This window comes from Acinetobacter sp. NEB149 (genome assembly GCF_012516415.1).
GTDB classification, from domain to species: Bacteria; Pseudomonadota; Gammaproteobacteria; order Pseudomonadales; family Moraxellaceae; genus Acinetobacter; species Acinetobacter lwoffii_V.
Genome location: NZ_CP051208.1, coordinates 1,877,754 through 1,892,550, shown reverse-complemented (window position 1 = coordinate 1,892,550; position 14,797 = coordinate 1,877,754). Strand labels below are relative to the sequence as shown.

Here is a 14,797-nt window from a genome sequence, read left to right as displayed (position 1 = left end):
GTTTAGATCATCATGTTGTAGTGTAGGTAATTCATGATCCATACAGAACCCACTAAAAGAATAGCGATAGTTAAGATGGTATACACGAATGCAATCACGTTCCAGCGTTGCTCTGAAGAAGAGTTCATATGCAGGAAGTAAATTAACTGCACAAGAATCTGAGCAACCGCAGTAATCGCGATGACAGTAATCAAGATACCACGGCCAAAACCGCCTGCCATCACCATACCGAATGGAATTACGGTAAGGATGACAGAAAGGATGAAGCCAACGGTATATTGCTTAACGTTACCGTGTGATTCGCCAGCAGCGTTATGATCGTGACTCATTACAGAACTCCCATCAAGTAAACTACGCTGAATACACAGATCCAAACGATGTCAAGGAAGTGCCAGAACAAGCTTAGGCAAGCTAGACGACGCGTGTTTGCAAGAGTCAAACCATATTTCTTGATTTGAACCATAAGCACGATCATCCAGACCAGACCAGAAGTTACGTGAATACCGTGCGTACCTACCAAAGTAAAGAACGCAGATAAGAACGCACTTGTGCTTGGACCGTGACCAGCATGAACTAAGTGATTGAACTCATATAGTTCCATGCCGATGAAGATAGCACCGAATACCCAAGTAATCGCTAACCAAGTCAGTACTTTTGCAACGTCTTTTTTGTATGCAGCAAGAACTGCAAAACCAAAGGTTACAGAAGAGATCAAGAGGGCGAAGGTTTCAGTAAGAACGAAACCTAAAGAATCGCCAAACAGGTCTCTCGCACTTGGAGTACCCACAGGAATGTGGCTACTCAAAACAGCGAACGCAATGAAGAGTGTACCGAACAGGACAAGGTCACTCATCAAGTAAGTCCAGAAACCAAAGACGGTGATGTCAGTATCATCGTGATGATGATGCTCATCGTGTCCGTGGTTATCGTGATGAAGTACTTCAGCCATTGTCTTAGTCCTTCTTCAAGTGTTTTTCAAGAATCGCATAGCGTTCGTTTTCAATACGTTCAACTTCAGCAGCTGGAACATAGTAATCCACTTTCTTGGTGAAAGAAGACACGATGAAGCTAATGATAGAAGCAATGAACGTAACAACTACTAACCACCAGATGTGCCAGATTAAACCGAAGCCCATAACAGTGATGAACATCGCGATAACGAAACCGGCAGCACGGTTAGTCGGCATGTGGATATCTTCGTACTTCGTTGGTTTTGCATACGCAACACCATTTTCTTTCTCGATCCAGAAAGTATCAATACCATTGATCTTTGGAAGATGAGCAAAGTTATAGAACGGAGCAGGAGAAGATGTCGCCCATTCAAGGGTACGACCATCCCATGGATCGCCAGTCAAATCTAGACGTTGGTCACGTTGTAGGAAACCAACCACGATTTGCATGATGAAACATAGAATACCCAGTGCAACTAGAACCGCACCAAACATCGCGATATCTACATACGGGTCCCATTCTGGGTTGTCAAATGTATTCAAACGACGTGTCATACCCATGAAACCAAGGATATAAAGTGGCATGAATGCAAAATAGAAACCGAAGAACCAGAACCAGAACGCTGCTTTACCCCAAGTCTCATTCAGTCTCCAACCGAACATTTTCGGCCAGTAGAAGATGATACCTGCGAACATACCGAATACCACACCACCAATAATTACGTTATGGAAGTGAGCAATCAGGAATAAAGAGTTGTGTACCAGGAAGTCCGCTGGTGGAACTGCCATCAATACACCTGTTAAACCACCGATACCGAAAGTTACCAGGAAGCCTAGTGTCCATAGCATTGGAGTGGTGAAAACAATACGACCCTTGTACATGGTGAACAACCAAGAGAAGATCTTCACACCTGTAGGAATCGCAATAATCATGGTCATGATACCGAAGAACGCGTTAACGTTGGCACCTGCACCCATGGTAAAGAAGTGGTGAACCCACACAACGAATGACAATACTGTGATTGCTACTGTTGCATACACCATTGATTTGTAACCGAACAATGCTTTGCGCGAGAAAGTCGCAACAACTTCTGAGTAAATACCAAATGCTGGTAAAATCAGAATGTATACTTCTGGGTGACCCCAAGTCCAAATCAAGTTCACGTACAACATTGGACTACCGCCCAAGTCATTGGTGAAGAAGTGGAAACCAAAGTAACGGTCAAGCGTTAACATTGCAATTGTTGCAGTCAACACTGGGAACGCCGCAATAATCAATACTGCTGTACATAAAGATGTCCAGGTAAAGATTGGCATTTCCATAAGTTTCATGCCAGGCGCACGCATTTTGATGATGGTAACGAAGAAGTTAACACCCGTTAATAGCGTACCTAGACCTGAAATTTGCAGTGCCCAGATATAGTAGTCCATACCTACGCCTGGAGAATATTCGATACCAGACAGTGGAGGGTATGCCATCCAACCTGTTGCAGCGAATTCACCTAACGCAAGTGAAACCATCATCAGACCCGCAGCGCCGGCGAATAACCAGAAGCTTAAAGAGTTTAATAATGGGAATGCAACGTCACGTGCACCGATTTGAAGCGGTACAGAGATGTTCATTAAACCAACTACAAGACCCATTGCCACGAAGAAGATCATGATCACGCCATGCGCGGTAAAGATCTGGTCGTAATGCTCAGGGTGTAGATAACCTTCGCCGCCACCTTTTGCAAGGAACTGCTGAAGACGCATCATGATCGCATCGGCGAAACCACGCAAAAGCATGATCACAGATACGAAGATATACATGATACCAATTTTTTTATGGTCTACAGATGTGAACCATTCGTTCCACAGGTAGCCCCATTTTTTGAAGTAGGTAATACCAGCAAAAACTGCGATACCACCCAGGATCATCATTGCAACAGTTGCCAATACGATTGGATCGTAAGGAATTGCATCTGGACCTAACTTACCTAAGAAGCTCATGTCTTATTCTCCTTGAGAAGCAGTCGCATGTTCACCAGCTACATGAGCTTCAGAAGCAGCCGCTTCGTGAGCAACAGCATCAGTCGCTGCAGCTTCTACAGGAGCTGAATGGTCAGCACCGTGATAGTTACTCATATACTTGTGAATCACAGATTCAAACAAACCTTGCTCTACAGAAGAGTAGTAAGTCACAGGATGTGGCTTAGTAGGGTAAGGCTTCATTGCTTCAGCAGCAGCCTTCTCTTCAGGAGTTTCAGCTTTTGCAATAATCGCTTCGATCTGGTGTTTACCACGGTTGCCGTCACGTAAAGTTGCAAATTCAGCTTGGTCTAGAACAGTTTTTTGTACTGCATTAGGGTTAACTGAAGTACCGTTTCCTGCCTGAACAGCAGAAATCCATTCAGCGAATTGAGCATCAGTCACAGAATGTGCACGGAAGCGCATTTGTGAGAAGCCATAGCCTGAATAGTTTGAAGAGAAACCACGATAACCTTCAGCTGGACTAGTTTCATCAGCTAAGAAGTTAAGGTGAGTTTGCATACCTGCCATTGCATAAATCTGACCACTTAACGCCGGGATGAAGAACGAGTTCATCGTGAAGTTAGAGGTTAAACGAAGGCTTACCGGAGTTTGCTCTGGGAAACGTAATTCGTTAACAGTTGCAATGCCTTGCTCAGGATAGATGAAGATCCATTTAAATTGCTCAGCAATAACCTGAACAGTTAAAGGTGCTTTATCTGCTTCAATTGGACGGTATGGGTCATACTTGTGGGAACCCCACCAAGTTAACCAAGCTAAAATACCAATAATAATGACAGGGATACCCCATACCACAATTTCAATCGCAGTAGAGTGTGCCCATGTAGGTTTATAGTCTGCGTCTTTATTCGATGCACGATATTTCCAACCGAACCATAATGCCATGATGATTGATGGAATAACCACCAAAAGCATTAAGTAAATCGCAGTCATCATCAGGTTACTTTGACCTGCTGCAACTGGACCTTTAGAGTTCAGAAGTACCATATCACCACCACACCCGGTCAAGAGTGCAGTCATCGCAGATAAAGACAATACAGCTAAAATCGTTTGTCTCATTTTACAACCTCGGTGAAGAGTCCCATTCCCTAATTTAATATGGGATAGCGATTAAAGTGCATATGACAAAAAAGGCTGAATTTTACAAAACATCCTATTAATCACAATACACCGCTACGTTGTAGGGCATTATGCCTGAGATTCACGAACTAAGCTATATCTAGGGCGCTTTAAATGCCTGTAATAAAAACCGATTTTGCTGGTCTGGATTGGGGAGGATTTATGGGAATTTTATTTCAATTTCAAAGTTCTGTAATCAAAATGGGATGATATTCATCCCATTTTGTGTATTCCTGCACTATTGTTTCACAACTTGCGTTTTTGCGAGTTTATCGTGCAAGGTTTGACGTTTTTTGCCCAATCCGAAGGCCCAGTCAATAATTAAACTCAGTGGCATAAATACAATATTTAAAAATATGAAAAATACGCTACGAATAGTAAAGGCGCGCAACAGGCTGGTCTTTTCACCTGATTCTACATCTACAATTTTGATTTTCGTGAGCTTTTTACCAATACTTTGGCCTGATTTGGCAATCAGAAAGGCTTGAATGGCCAGCATGATAATCAAATAGACCGCTGTGGCAAGCCACGCCTGCTGAGAAAACATCTCAAACATTTGAGTCTGTAATTGCTGAGCCATTGCAGGATCTGCATCGCTACTCAGCACAACATTCATGAATTCTTCATTCAGTTGAGCAAACCGGGTTTCCTGTTCAGGCGTAAAAAAAGCAGTCAAAATGAAGGTTGCTGGTAGCCACAGTAATACGTCTACAATTTTGGCCAGGATACGGCTTGGAATACTGGCAAGTTCATTTTTTTGAGTTGCTGTTTGAGTATGAGGCTGTGAGTAGGCCGAAGTCGTTGGTTGGCTATTCTGGAATACCGGCGTTTCAGGTGTGACTGCTGGAGCGACATAACCTTCGGGTTGATATACCGATTTTCCTTGGGTAAGTTCACCTAAGGCTTTCCACTCGGTCATGCCTTGATGCCATGCCAGGTCAGTCAGCATGACTTGTTGATTCGCCAGCATCTGATTCAATTGCTCGAGCGTATATGGACCAGCTTGTTGATTGTTTCGGGCCAAGTAAATCTGCATATAGACTGAATCTCAATATATAAATGTGAACTGATAATAGCTTTGATCAAGATTGTATTGAATTCTGTTTTGAAAACAAACATCCTCTCATCGTAAGATATAGATTAATTGAGGATTTTCAATCATATTTGTCATTAAAAATGAGCCCATACAAAATTGCAAGGATCTGCATTCTTAAAAATATCTTCCTGAACATTCGATGGTTATTTATTATTATTGCCATTTTGATATGACTTTACTGTTGGTATTTGTTTGTCATTACAGTCTTTATGTGTTGATAAGCGTTGATTTAATTATATTTATAAATTCAATTGTTTAGCTTGTGATTGGGTCTTTAGTTATCAATTTTCAAACAATAAATCATAATATCTATCTCATAAAAAAGACCCTATCAAAGGGTCTTTTTTATTCACAATTGCTTATGCTTTTTGCACTTTTTCTTCAGCCAGGAAGAACCAAGTTTCAAGTACCGAGTCTGGGTTTAAAGACACAGAGTCGATACCTTGTTCCATTAACCATTGTGCAAGATCTGGATGATCAGAAGGACCTTGACCACAAATACCGACATATTTGCCAGCTTTACGACATGCTTGAATTGCAAGAGAAAGCAACGCCTTAACTGCAGGGTCGCGCTCATCAAATAGGTGAGAGACAATACCCGAGTCACGGTCAAGACCAAGCGTTAATTGTGTCAAGTCGTTTGAACCAATAGAGAAACCATCGAAATGTTCAAGGAATTGATCTGCCAATAAAGCATTGGTTGGAAGTTCACACATCATGATCACTTTAAGGCCGTTTTCACCGCGCTTAAGACCATTTAATGCAAGAAGTTCAATTACACGTTTCGCTTCAGCAACAGTACGAACAAATGGAATCATGATCTGGATATTGGTTAAACCCATTTCATCACGTGCCTTTTTCAATGCACGACATTCAAGTTCGAAGCAATCACGAAAGTTATCAGAAACGTAGCGACTTGCACCACGGAAACCTAGCATCGGGTTTTCTTCTTCTGGCTCGTATAACTTACCACCGATCAAGTTTGCATATTCGTTAGACTTGAAGTCTGACATACGAACAATGACTGGCTTGTCTGCAAATGCAGCAGCAAGTGTCGAGATACCTTCAACCAGTTTCTCTACATAGAATTCAATTGGAGATGCATAACCTGCAGTACGCGCCATGACTGCTGCACGTGTTTCACGTGGAAGGCTGTCAATATTGATTAATGCTTTCGGGTGAACACCAATCATACGGTTAATAATGAATTCAAGACGCGCCAGACCAATACCTGCGTTTGGAATTTGAGCAAAGTCAAATGCACGATCCGGGTTACCCACGTTCATCATTACTTTAAATGGAAGAGCAGGCATAGACTCAATTGAATTCTTTTGAATTTCAAAATCTAGTGCGCCTTCATAGATAAAGCCAGTATCACCTTCAGCACAAGACACAGTCACTTCCTGACCGTCTACAAGAACTTCAGTTGCATTACCACAACCCACGATTGCAGGAACACCAAGCTCACGTGCAATAATTGCTGCGTGACAAGTACGACCACCACGGTTTGTTACAATCGCAGCTGCACGTTTCATGACTGGTTCCCAATCCGGGTCAGTCATATCAGATACAAGAACATCACCGTCTTGTACTTTGTCCATTTCTTTAATAGACGTCACAATGCGGACTTTACCAGAACCAATGCGTTGACCGATTGAACGGCCTTCACAGATCACAGTACCGCGTTGTTTCAACAGGTAGCGTTCCATGGTGCCGACATTTTCACGGCTTTTTACAGTTTCAGGACGCGCCTGAACGATGTAAATCTTGCCATCATCGCCATCTTTTGCCCACTCGATGTCCATTGGTGCACCGTAGTGGTTTTCAATGATCAGCGCTTGTTTAGCAAGTTCTTGTAATTCCTGGTCGTTTAAAGCGAACTGTTGGCGTTCAGCTTTTTCAACATCCACGACAACGACAGATTTACCTGCAGATGCTTCTTCACCATAAATCATTTTCTGGTGCTTAGAACCCAGGTTGCGACGAAGGATCGCGTGTCGGCCTGCATTTAAAAGCGGTTTAGAAATATAGAATTCGTCCGGGTTAACTGCACCTTGAACGACCATTTCACCCAAACCATAAGATGCAGTAATGAATACTGCATCACGGAAGCCTGATTCAGTATCTAGCGTAAACATCACACCTGCAGCGCCAGTTTCTGAACGAACCATGCGTTGTACACCAGCAGACAGGGCAACTACATCATGGGCAAAGTTTTGGTGTACACGGTATGAGATTGCGCGGTCGTTGTACAAAGATGCAAACACTTCTTTGATTGCGATCAGAACGTTATCGATACCACGAATGTTCAAGAAAGTTTCTTGCTGGCCGGCAAAAGAAGCATCCGGCAAATCTTCTGCAGTTGCAGAAGAACGAACGGCAACCGCGATGTCAGGGTTGCCGTTAGAAAGTTCTGCAAATGCTGTACGAACTTCTTGTTCTAATGCAGGCGTAAGTGGAGTATCCACAATCCATTGACGAATTTTTGCGCCAGTTTCAGCAAGTGCATTTACATCATCAACATTGAGTGCAGCAAGCTCTGCATTGATTTTAGCGTTTAGGCCACTTTGCTCGAGAAATTCACGGTAGGCATCGGCAGTCGTTGCGAAACCACCTGGCACAGATACACCAGCATTTGATAAGTGGCTGATCATTTCGCCTAGTGATGAGTTTTTCCCACCGACCAGCTCAACGTCGTGCTTCCCTAATTTTTCCAGACCAATTACGCGCGCTTCCAAAGTTGTTACTCCACTTTTGCAGTATTAATCACTATCTCGGCATGAGAGTATAGCAAATCATCTAGGTTTTTGATTTTACTAAGCGACAGTCATGTAAGATCGGTTTACTATAAAGATTATATAGCACTAAGACAAATGTTGGAGGAGAATTTTAATGTCGGAAGGTAAACAAATTCAGCGTAGTGTTTTCTTTATTTCAGATGGTACCGCCATCACCGCTGAAACCCTTGGACACTCGCTGTTAGCGCAGTTTCCGCATGTGAAATTTGACATTCATATTATCCCTTACATTAGTTCCGAAGAAGCGGCTACAAATGTGGTGGCAGAGATCAATGCAAGAGCTCAAATCGACGGTGAAAAACCGCTGGTATTTGATACCCTAGTTGATCCCTATGTGCGCGACATTATTAATACTGCAAATGCAGTAAATCTCGATGTATTTGAAGGGCTTATTAGTAAGTTGGCTGATGAATTAGGCACGATTCCTACAACTTTAGTCGGGCAGACCCACGCGGTGACCGACTCTGAGTCTTATAAGGCCCGTATTGATGCTGTTCATTTTGCTTTAGATAACGACGACGGCGCACGTACCCGTCATTATGATAAAGCTGACCTGATCCTGATTGGTGTATCGCGTTCAGGTAAAACCCCGACCTCTATTTATCTGTCTTTGCAGTTCGGTATTCGCGTGGCGAACTATCCACTGACTGAAGAAGATTTGGATGATAACCGACTGCCAGCCGTGCTGCGACCGCATAAAAACAAGCTGTTTGGCCTGATGATTGATGCGGAACGCCTTGTGGCCATTCGTTCTGAGCGTAAGGCCAATAGCCGTTATGCCAGCTTTAGTCAGTGTCAGATGGAGTTGCGTGCGATTGAAGGAATTTATATTTCGGAAGGCATCAAGTACCTGAATGTGTCTGAAATGTCGATTGAAGAAATCTCAACACGTGTGTTGCAAATGACCGGTTTAAAACGTCGAATCGGTTAAGAAACCAGCCAGAGCCAAACTGCGGTTTGGCTTTGATTTATAGCTAAAAATTACAAGTAAGCATTGATTAATCGAAATAATGTATGAATTTTATAATTCTAAGAAAATACCAACTATCATATTCTGAAATATAAAAGAGTCTTCTTTGCTCATTCTGTTGAATAAATCATCATGTCGGTTCTTGATACGTAAATAAAAATCTCATTATCAGCTTACCAATTTTTCATTTTTACTCGCCAGCGTGAGTTATTTTTCTGCTAAATAAGTATGAATAATGATATCGACCGGATGCTGTTCACCATTAATACAATGAATTGTATTTTCCGAAATTTTCAGAATCGGCCAGGTAATCAGGCGGCAATTTTCACGTTGTAGGGCAGCATAATAATGATCTGATTTCAGATAAATTTTACGGGAAGATGCAAGATTTGGCATTAACTGGCGTCTTAGCCACAAATTCTGCACCTGATTTTCTAAAAACCGCAGAGAAAGCAAGCTTTTAATGCGGTTGTTAAATAAGCGGCGATTTTTACCAATCAATGGGTGATTAATAATTCGTTGCAGAATTCGGTCGGAACCGGGCAGTACAAAAGCAGGATTAATCTGGAAAACTTTTACCGAACGGGCATGTTGACTGATTTTATCCAGCTGGCTCACGGTAAACTGATCCGTGCCAATAATCGCAATATCTTTATCTGCATAACCCAATTTTAACAGTTCGGAAGAGGGCACTTTAATTCCATTAAACTGCTGAAAATGTTCGGGGCGATTTTCAAAAATACCAGCGTGTGGATCATGCTTGGTAGACATTAGAATTCCTTGAATTTATTTAATAATTAATTTTCTTTGTATGAGATATAAACAAAAACTCAAGCCAGGGTAAAGTGAAAAATTTAACTTAGACAGTCATCTATTTGAGCAAAATATAAAATCTGATTTTATTGAAGACTGAATGGATTTACAGGCGATCCAAAAGGAATGACTTTTAACTTGCTGAGATGGATGAAGGAAAAGAAGTGAAGTATTCGTTCAAGAAAGAAGCTTTTTAATAGAAAAGGTCAATAAAAATGATTTTACTGGGATGTTTCTTTTAGTCATTTATCTTTAAAGATGAAAAACATCTACCCATTGCTGAGAATAGGTAGATGCAACTCTTATTTACTGACCATTTTTAATTTGCATCAACAGCTCAAAGTTATGTAGGCGTTTGTCAGTGTCATAGATGTCGCAAGTAAAGATAAACTCATCCACGTCATATTTGGCTAAAAGCGATGCCAGACCGGCTTTAACGGTTTCTTTGGAACCGACCTGAGCCATGGCAAAGAAATTATCGACTGACATTTTTTCCGGCGGCGACCACAGACCTTCCATCGAATCAATTGGTGCTTTAAGTTTTAGGCTTTGCCCACGAATCAGTGATAAAACCCGCTGATAGGCACTGGTCGACAGATATTGTGCTTCTTCATCGGTATCTGCGACACAGGTCGGTACGCCCATCGATACATAAGGACGATCGAGATATTCAGACGGTTCAAAGTTTTCACGATATAATTGAATGGCCTGACCCAGCATACGCGGGGCAAAATGCGAAGCGAAGGAATAAGGTAGGCCGAGTTTTGCTGCCAATTGCGCACTAAACAGACTGGACCCTAATAACCATACAGGTACATGCGTGCTTTGACCCGGCGTTGCCACAATACGCTGTCCTGGAATTGGATCTTTAAAATATTGCAGAATTTCCAGAACATCCTGCGGAAATTGATCTTCGGTTTCCTGACGGCCACGACGCAGGGCACGCATGGTCATTTGATCTGTACCGGGTGCGCGGCCCAGACCCAGTTCAATCCGGTCCGGATAGAGCGTTGCCAAGGTGCCGAACTGTTCTGCTACTACTAGTGGAGCATGATTCGGCAGCATAATTCCACCAGAGCCTAAAGTTAGGGTTTTGGTATTCGCCAGTAAATAGCCTAAGAGAACTGCGGTTGCTGAACTGGCAATGCCATCCATATTATGATGTTCTGCCAGCCACATCCGGCGATAACCCAATTTTTCTGCTGCTTGGGCAAGTTCCAGCGCATGGTTTAGCGCGAATTGAATAGTCTTGTCGTCACGAACAGGAACCAGTTCGAGTATAGAGAACTGGGTATCGTTAAGCGTACGCATAGTATTACTCTTAAATAGACATCTCTAAAAGCATACGACTTTAGAAGGCGTTTGTATATCGAAAAAAATCGATATAAGTGTAAACCAAAAGATAAAGATAAAAAATAAAGGCAAAAAAATAAGCATCCGAAGATGCTTATAAAGGAGGAAAGAATAAGGGGAGAGAATCTTAACGACGACGGTTGTTATAGCGATAATCGTTATAACGGTAGTTACGAGAAGAGTTATAGCGACGTTCGCTGCGGTCATCATAACGACGGTCTTCGCTAACTTTTTTACCTAAAGCTGAACCACCTGCTGAACCCAGTGCCGCACCGATATAACCACCGTTGGTGCCTGCCATGTTTCGGCCAACTGCATAACCTGCACCGCCACCTAAAGCACCACCGATAATCGCACCATTACGGTCACGTTTATTTGCTGCTACTGCGGCACCCGCACCACCACCAATCGCTGAACCGATTGTTGCACCAGTAGTACCGCCCATTTTATTGCCTACTGCGGCACCAACGACACCACCCAAAGCAGAAGCTAAAGCTGTATTGGTTGTATTGCCTGCATTGGCAGCTGTCATACCCATGGCTGAGGTTGCTACGACAGCGATCATTAGAGATTTATAGTTCATGAGGACACCTTTTATATATCTAGCTATATTTTGTTGATGAGATAAATTTAATCTAGCAAGCGCAAAACAGCATGAAGGCAGTGTTGGCGAATTGTGATTTTTATCTCCTTAATTTATTCATGATGTGGACAGGATAATTCCATGTATTAATTGAAAATTCACGTATTAAAGCCACAATAAAAAAAGCACCAAAAGGTGCTTTTCATGTTAAATGTAGCGTCTGGTCTAAACTGCCTGAGCGCAAATTAACGGTAACGTTTTTTCCAGTGTTTAGAGCGTTTTTCCACCGCTTTATCTTTGGCAATCTTGTTACCCAGTGCCGCACCACCGGCAGCACCTAAGGCTGAACCGATATAACCACCGTTAGTACCGCCCATATTTTTACCTACGGTATAACCGGCACCGCCACCTAGGGCACCACCAATGGCAGATTCAGTACGGTTTTTCTTGCTGCTTGCAACTGCTGCACCGCCAGCACCACCTAAAGCAGCACCAATGGTTGCGCCGGTGTTACCGCCCATGTTTTTACCTAATGCTGTACCTGCAACACTACCTAAAGCACTTGCTGCTGCAACACGCGCTGTACTGTCGGCATGTGCGTTTACGGTCATCATTGAACCAGCAGCTAAAACTGTACTCATTAAAAGTGCGTTGAGTTTCATGTCATCACTCCGTGTCCATCAACAGGACTGTAATTATTTCGATGCGGAAAATGTAACAAATCATGCCCAAAACAATATGAAGATGTTTCTTCATAATTCCCTGCTTTATTTGGCGAATTGTAAAATCGGCAAGAAATAAGAATAAGATCGACTATAAAAAAGGCAATTCCACTGTTTTTAATCATATTTGTTAACAAATGCTGTAGAGCACGAATGATAGCAACGCGGACTTACTCAATAATGATGTTCATTAGAAGCCAGAGTCGTTAAACTAGGCGCAATTTTTTGATTTCGCTGTGCTAAATCGGTTTTTAGTCCCAGCCTATGTTTGAGATTTTTTAGAAAATGAAAGAATCGTTACGTTTACGATTAGACCAACTCTCTGACCGCCATGAAGAATTGACCGCATTACTGGCTGATGTAGAAGTCATTTCTGATAATAAGCGCTTCCGTCAATTGTCACGTGAGCATAATGACTTAACAGAAATCACTAATGTCTGGACCAAGTACAGACAGGCGGAAGAAGACATTGAAACGGCTCAGGCCATGCTGTCAGATCCGGACTTTAAGGAAATGGCGCAGGAAGAGATTAAAGAGAATAAAGCTTTAATTGAATCGCTTGAAGCTGATCTGAACATCTTGATGATTCCGAAAGATCCGAATGATGCCAACTCGGCTTATCTTGAGATTCGTGCCGGAACCGGTGGCGATGAAGCTGCGATTTTCTCAGGCGATTTATTCCGTATGTATAGTAAATATGCGGAAAACCAAGGCTGGCGTATTGAAATCCTCTCTGAAAATGAAGGCGAACATGGCGGCTATAAAGAAGTCATCTGCCTGATTAATGGTGACGGTGTTTACGGTCGTCTAAAATTTGAAAGTGGTGCGCATCGTGTACAGCGTGTACCAGCGACCGAATCACAAGGCCGTGTGCATACCTCAGCATGTACCGTTGCGATTCTTCCTGAAATTGATGTTGATACCTCGGTCGACATTAACCCGGCGGATTTGCGCATTGATACCTATCGTGCTTCAGGTGCAGGCGGTCAGCACGTTAACAAAACCGATTCTGCAGTACGTATTACCCACATTCCAACTGGCACCGTAGTGGAATGTCAGGAAGAGCGTTCACAGCATAAGAACAAGGCCAAAGCGATGGCACTGCTGGTATCACGTTTGGAAAATGCCAAACGTGCAGCAGCAGATGCAGCAACCTCGGAAATGCGTCGTGACCTGGTGGGATCGGGTGATCGTTCGGAACGTATCCGTACTTATAACTATCCGCAAGGTCGTATGACCGATCACCGCATTAACCTGACTTTATACAAGCTGGATGCCGTGATGGAAGGTGATTTGACCGAATTGCTGGATAGTCTGCACCGCGAATATCAGGCGGATCAGTTGGCCATGCTTGCACAGCAGAATGGTGGATAATGAATATTTTACAAGCCTTGGCTTTACGCGGCGAAGCTGAAAGTTACGAACGTCAGGAAAATGCCTGGTTATTGGAACACATCACCAAGATTGATTCATTTGATCTGCTGATGAAAAAGGATCAGGAGTTAACGCCGGAACAGGAACAAGCGTATAAAGACGGGTTGGCGCGTATTGCTGCCGGTGAGCCTTTGGCTTATGTCACTGGTTCACAGCCATTCTGGACACTGGATCTAAAAGTGACCAAAGATACCTTGGTGCCACGTCCGGATACTGAAGTACTGGTTGAGACGGTATTGAAGTTAGACCTGCCTGAAGATGCCCGTGTAGTAGATTTGGGTACAGGTACTGGCGCAATTGCCTTATCACTGGCATCTGAACGTTCTAACTGGACAGTAACGGCTTCCGATATCTACGAGCCTACGCTTGAGGTGGCGAAATATAATGCGGAACAACACGATATTGAGAATGTAGAATTTGTTCTGGGTTCATGGCTGAAGCCATTTGGCCGTCAATTCTTTGACGCCATTGTATCGAATCCACCTTATATCGACGCTGATGATGTGCATATGCAGAATCTGGCGACTGAACCAGAACGTGCGCTGGTGGCAGATAAAAAGGGGCTGGCCGATATTGAAATGATTATTCTGCAAGCCAAGAAGCATTTGACCGTGAATGGTTGGGTGGTGCTTGAGCATGGTTATAATCAGGCAGACGCCGTACAACATCTATTTAAACAGGCGGGTTATAAGCAAGTCCGCACGGTTAAAGATTATGGCGGGAATGATCGCGTAACTTTGGGTCAATGGCCACATTAATCTGTCATCTATCTTTATAAAAAAGCGACCGATGTGGTCGCTTTTTTATTGGATTTTTTCTTTATAAATTCCTGACTGCATCTGAAACCTTAAGTATTTTGAATGACATGATGCCAACGCAGTATAACTAAAAACAAAAAAGCGATGCCAGAGCACCGCTTTCGAGGAAT

The 14,797-nt window shown here is 42.9% G+C and carries 13 protein-coding genes; 3 read left to right on the top strand and 10 right to left on the bottom strand.

Annotated features, from left to right (window positions below; all coding sequences use genetic code 11):
• Window positions 1–2: 2 nt before the first annotated feature.
• From HGD77_RS09015 to ppsA, 6 genes are all read right to left on the bottom strand, one after another.
• On the bottom strand, window positions 3–329 hold the full coding sequence (locus HGD77_RS09015; protein ID WP_004645410.1) for a cytochrome o ubiquinol oxidase subunit IV: 327 nt from the start codon (window positions 327–329) through the stop codon (window positions 3–5).
• Window positions 329–949 (bottom strand): cytochrome o ubiquinol oxidase subunit III, encoded by a 621-nt coding sequence (cyoC, locus tag HGD77_RS09010; RefSeq protein ID WP_004278786.1) that lies wholly within the window; start codon window positions 947–949, stop codon window positions 329–331. The genes HGD77_RS09015 and cyoC overlap by 1 nt, the downstream gene beginning before the upstream one ends.
• 4 nt (window positions 950–953) lie before the next feature.
• A complete protein-coding gene (cyoB, locus tag HGD77_RS09005; protein ID WP_004278785.1) occupies window positions 954–2,942 on the bottom strand; it encodes a cytochrome o ubiquinol oxidase subunit I in 1,989 nt (662 codons plus the stop codon).
• 3 nt (window positions 2,943–2,945) lie between these two features.
• On the bottom strand, window positions 2,946–4,040 hold the full coding sequence (gene cyoA / locus HGD77_RS09000; RefSeq protein WP_004278784.1) for a ubiquinol oxidase subunit II: 1,095 nt from the start codon (window positions 4,038–4,040) through the stop codon (window positions 2,946–2,948).
• 298 nt (window positions 4,041–4,338) lie between these two features.
• A complete protein-coding gene (locus tag HGD77_RS08995) occupies window positions 4,339–5,136 on the bottom strand; it encodes an RDD family protein (protein WP_004278783.1) in 798 nt (265 codons plus the stop codon).
• Between the two features lie 419 nt (window positions 5,137–5,555).
• The gene (gene ppsA / locus HGD77_RS08990; RefSeq protein ID WP_004278782.1) at window positions 5,556–7,934 is read right to left on the bottom strand and encodes a phosphoenolpyruvate synthase; all 2,379 of its coding nucleotides are present in this window, start codon (window positions 7,932–7,934) and stop codon (window positions 5,556–5,558) included.
• 154 nt (window positions 7,935–8,088) lie between these two features.
• Here ppsA and HGD77_RS08985 point away from each other — a divergent pair, with 154 nt between their 5' ends.
• Window positions 8,089–8,925: a pyruvate, water dikinase regulatory protein gene (locus tag HGD77_RS08985; RefSeq protein ID WP_004278781.1), complete on the top strand. Its 837-nt coding sequence runs from the start codon at window positions 8,089–8,091 to the stop codon at window positions 8,923–8,925.
• A gap of 246 nt (window positions 8,926–9,171) precedes the next feature.
• Here HGD77_RS08985 and HGD77_RS08980 read toward each other — a convergent pair whose 3' ends face one another.
• From HGD77_RS08980 to HGD77_RS08965, 4 genes are all read right to left on the bottom strand, one after another.
• Window positions 9,172–9,735, bottom strand: coding sequence for a hypothetical protein (locus HGD77_RS08980; RefSeq protein ID WP_004278780.1), 564 nt, complete (start codon window positions 9,733–9,735; stop codon window positions 9,172–9,174).
• A 348-nt stretch (window positions 9,736–10,083) separates the two neighbouring features.
• Window positions 10,084–11,088, bottom strand: a complete 1,005-nt coding sequence (locus tag HGD77_RS08975; protein WP_004278779.1) for an LLM class flavin-dependent oxidoreductase — start codon at window positions 11,086–11,088, stop codon at window positions 10,084–10,086.
• Window positions 11,089–11,257: 169 nt separating this feature from the next.
• Window positions 11,258–11,713 (bottom strand): hypothetical protein, encoded by a 456-nt coding sequence (locus HGD77_RS08970; protein ID WP_004278778.1) that lies wholly within the window; start codon window positions 11,711–11,713, stop codon window positions 11,258–11,260.
• 245 nt (window positions 11,714–11,958) lie between these two features.
• Window positions 11,959–12,375 (bottom strand): glycine zipper domain-containing protein, encoded by a 417-nt coding sequence (locus HGD77_RS08965; protein WP_004278777.1) that lies wholly within the window; start codon window positions 12,373–12,375, stop codon window positions 11,959–11,961.
• 345 nt (window positions 12,376–12,720) lie between these two features.
• Between HGD77_RS08965 and prfA the strand changes: the two genes are divergently transcribed.
• Together prfA and prmC are read left to right on the top strand one after the other, a co-directional pair.
• On the top strand, window positions 12,721–13,809 hold the full coding sequence (gene prfA, locus HGD77_RS08960; RefSeq protein WP_004278776.1) for a peptide chain release factor 1: 1,089 nt from the start codon (window positions 12,721–12,723) through the stop codon (window positions 13,807–13,809).
• Window positions 13,809–14,627, top strand: a complete 819-nt coding sequence (prmC, locus tag HGD77_RS08955; RefSeq protein ID WP_004278775.1) for a peptide chain release factor N(5)-glutamine methyltransferase — start codon at window positions 13,809–13,811, stop codon at window positions 14,625–14,627. The genes prfA and prmC overlap by 1 nt, the downstream gene beginning before the upstream one ends.
• Window positions 14,628–14,797: the final 170 nt, after the last annotated feature.

Coding starts and splice junctions, on each gene's coding strand:
- HGD77_RS09015 (WP_004645410.1), bottom strand. CDS start 329: ATGAGTCACGATCATAACGCTGCTGGCGAATCACACGGTAACGTTAAG.
- cyoC (WP_004278786.1), bottom strand. CDS start 949: ATGGCTGAAGTACTTCATCACGATAACCACGGACACGATGAGCATCAT.
- cyoB (WP_004278785.1), bottom strand. CDS start 2,942: ATGAGCTTCTTAGGTAAGTTAGGTCCAGATGCAATTCCTTACGATCCA.
- cyoA (WP_004278784.1), bottom strand. CDS start 4,040: ATGAGACAAACGATTTTAGCTGTATTGTCTTTATCTGCGATGACTGCA.
- HGD77_RS08995 (WP_004278783.1), bottom strand. CDS start 5,136: ATGCAGATTTACTTGGCCCGAAACAATCAACAAGCTGGTCCATATACG.
- HGD77_RS08985 (WP_004278781.1), top strand. CDS start 8,089: ATGTCGGAAGGTAAACAAATTCAGCGTAGTGTTTTCTTTATTTCAGAT.
- HGD77_RS08980 (WP_004278780.1), bottom strand. CDS start 9,735: ATGTCTACCAAGCATGATCCACACGCTGGTATTTTTGAAAATCGCCCC.
- HGD77_RS08975 (WP_004278779.1), bottom strand. CDS start 11,088: ATGCGTACGCTTAACGATACCCAGTTCTCTATACTCGAACTGGTTCCT.
- HGD77_RS08970 (WP_004278778.1), bottom strand. CDS start 11,713: ATGAACTATAAATCTCTAATGATCGCTGTCGTAGCAACCTCAGCCATG.
- HGD77_RS08965 (WP_004278777.1), bottom strand. CDS start 12,375: ATGAAACTCAACGCACTTTTAATGAGTACAGTTTTAGCTGCTGGTTCA.
- prfA (WP_004278776.1), top strand. CDS start 12,721: ATGAAAGAATCGTTACGTTTACGATTAGACCAACTCTCTGACCGCCAT.
- prmC (WP_004278775.1), top strand. CDS start 13,809: ATGAATATTTTACAAGCCTTGGCTTTACGCGGCGAAGCTGAAAGTTAC.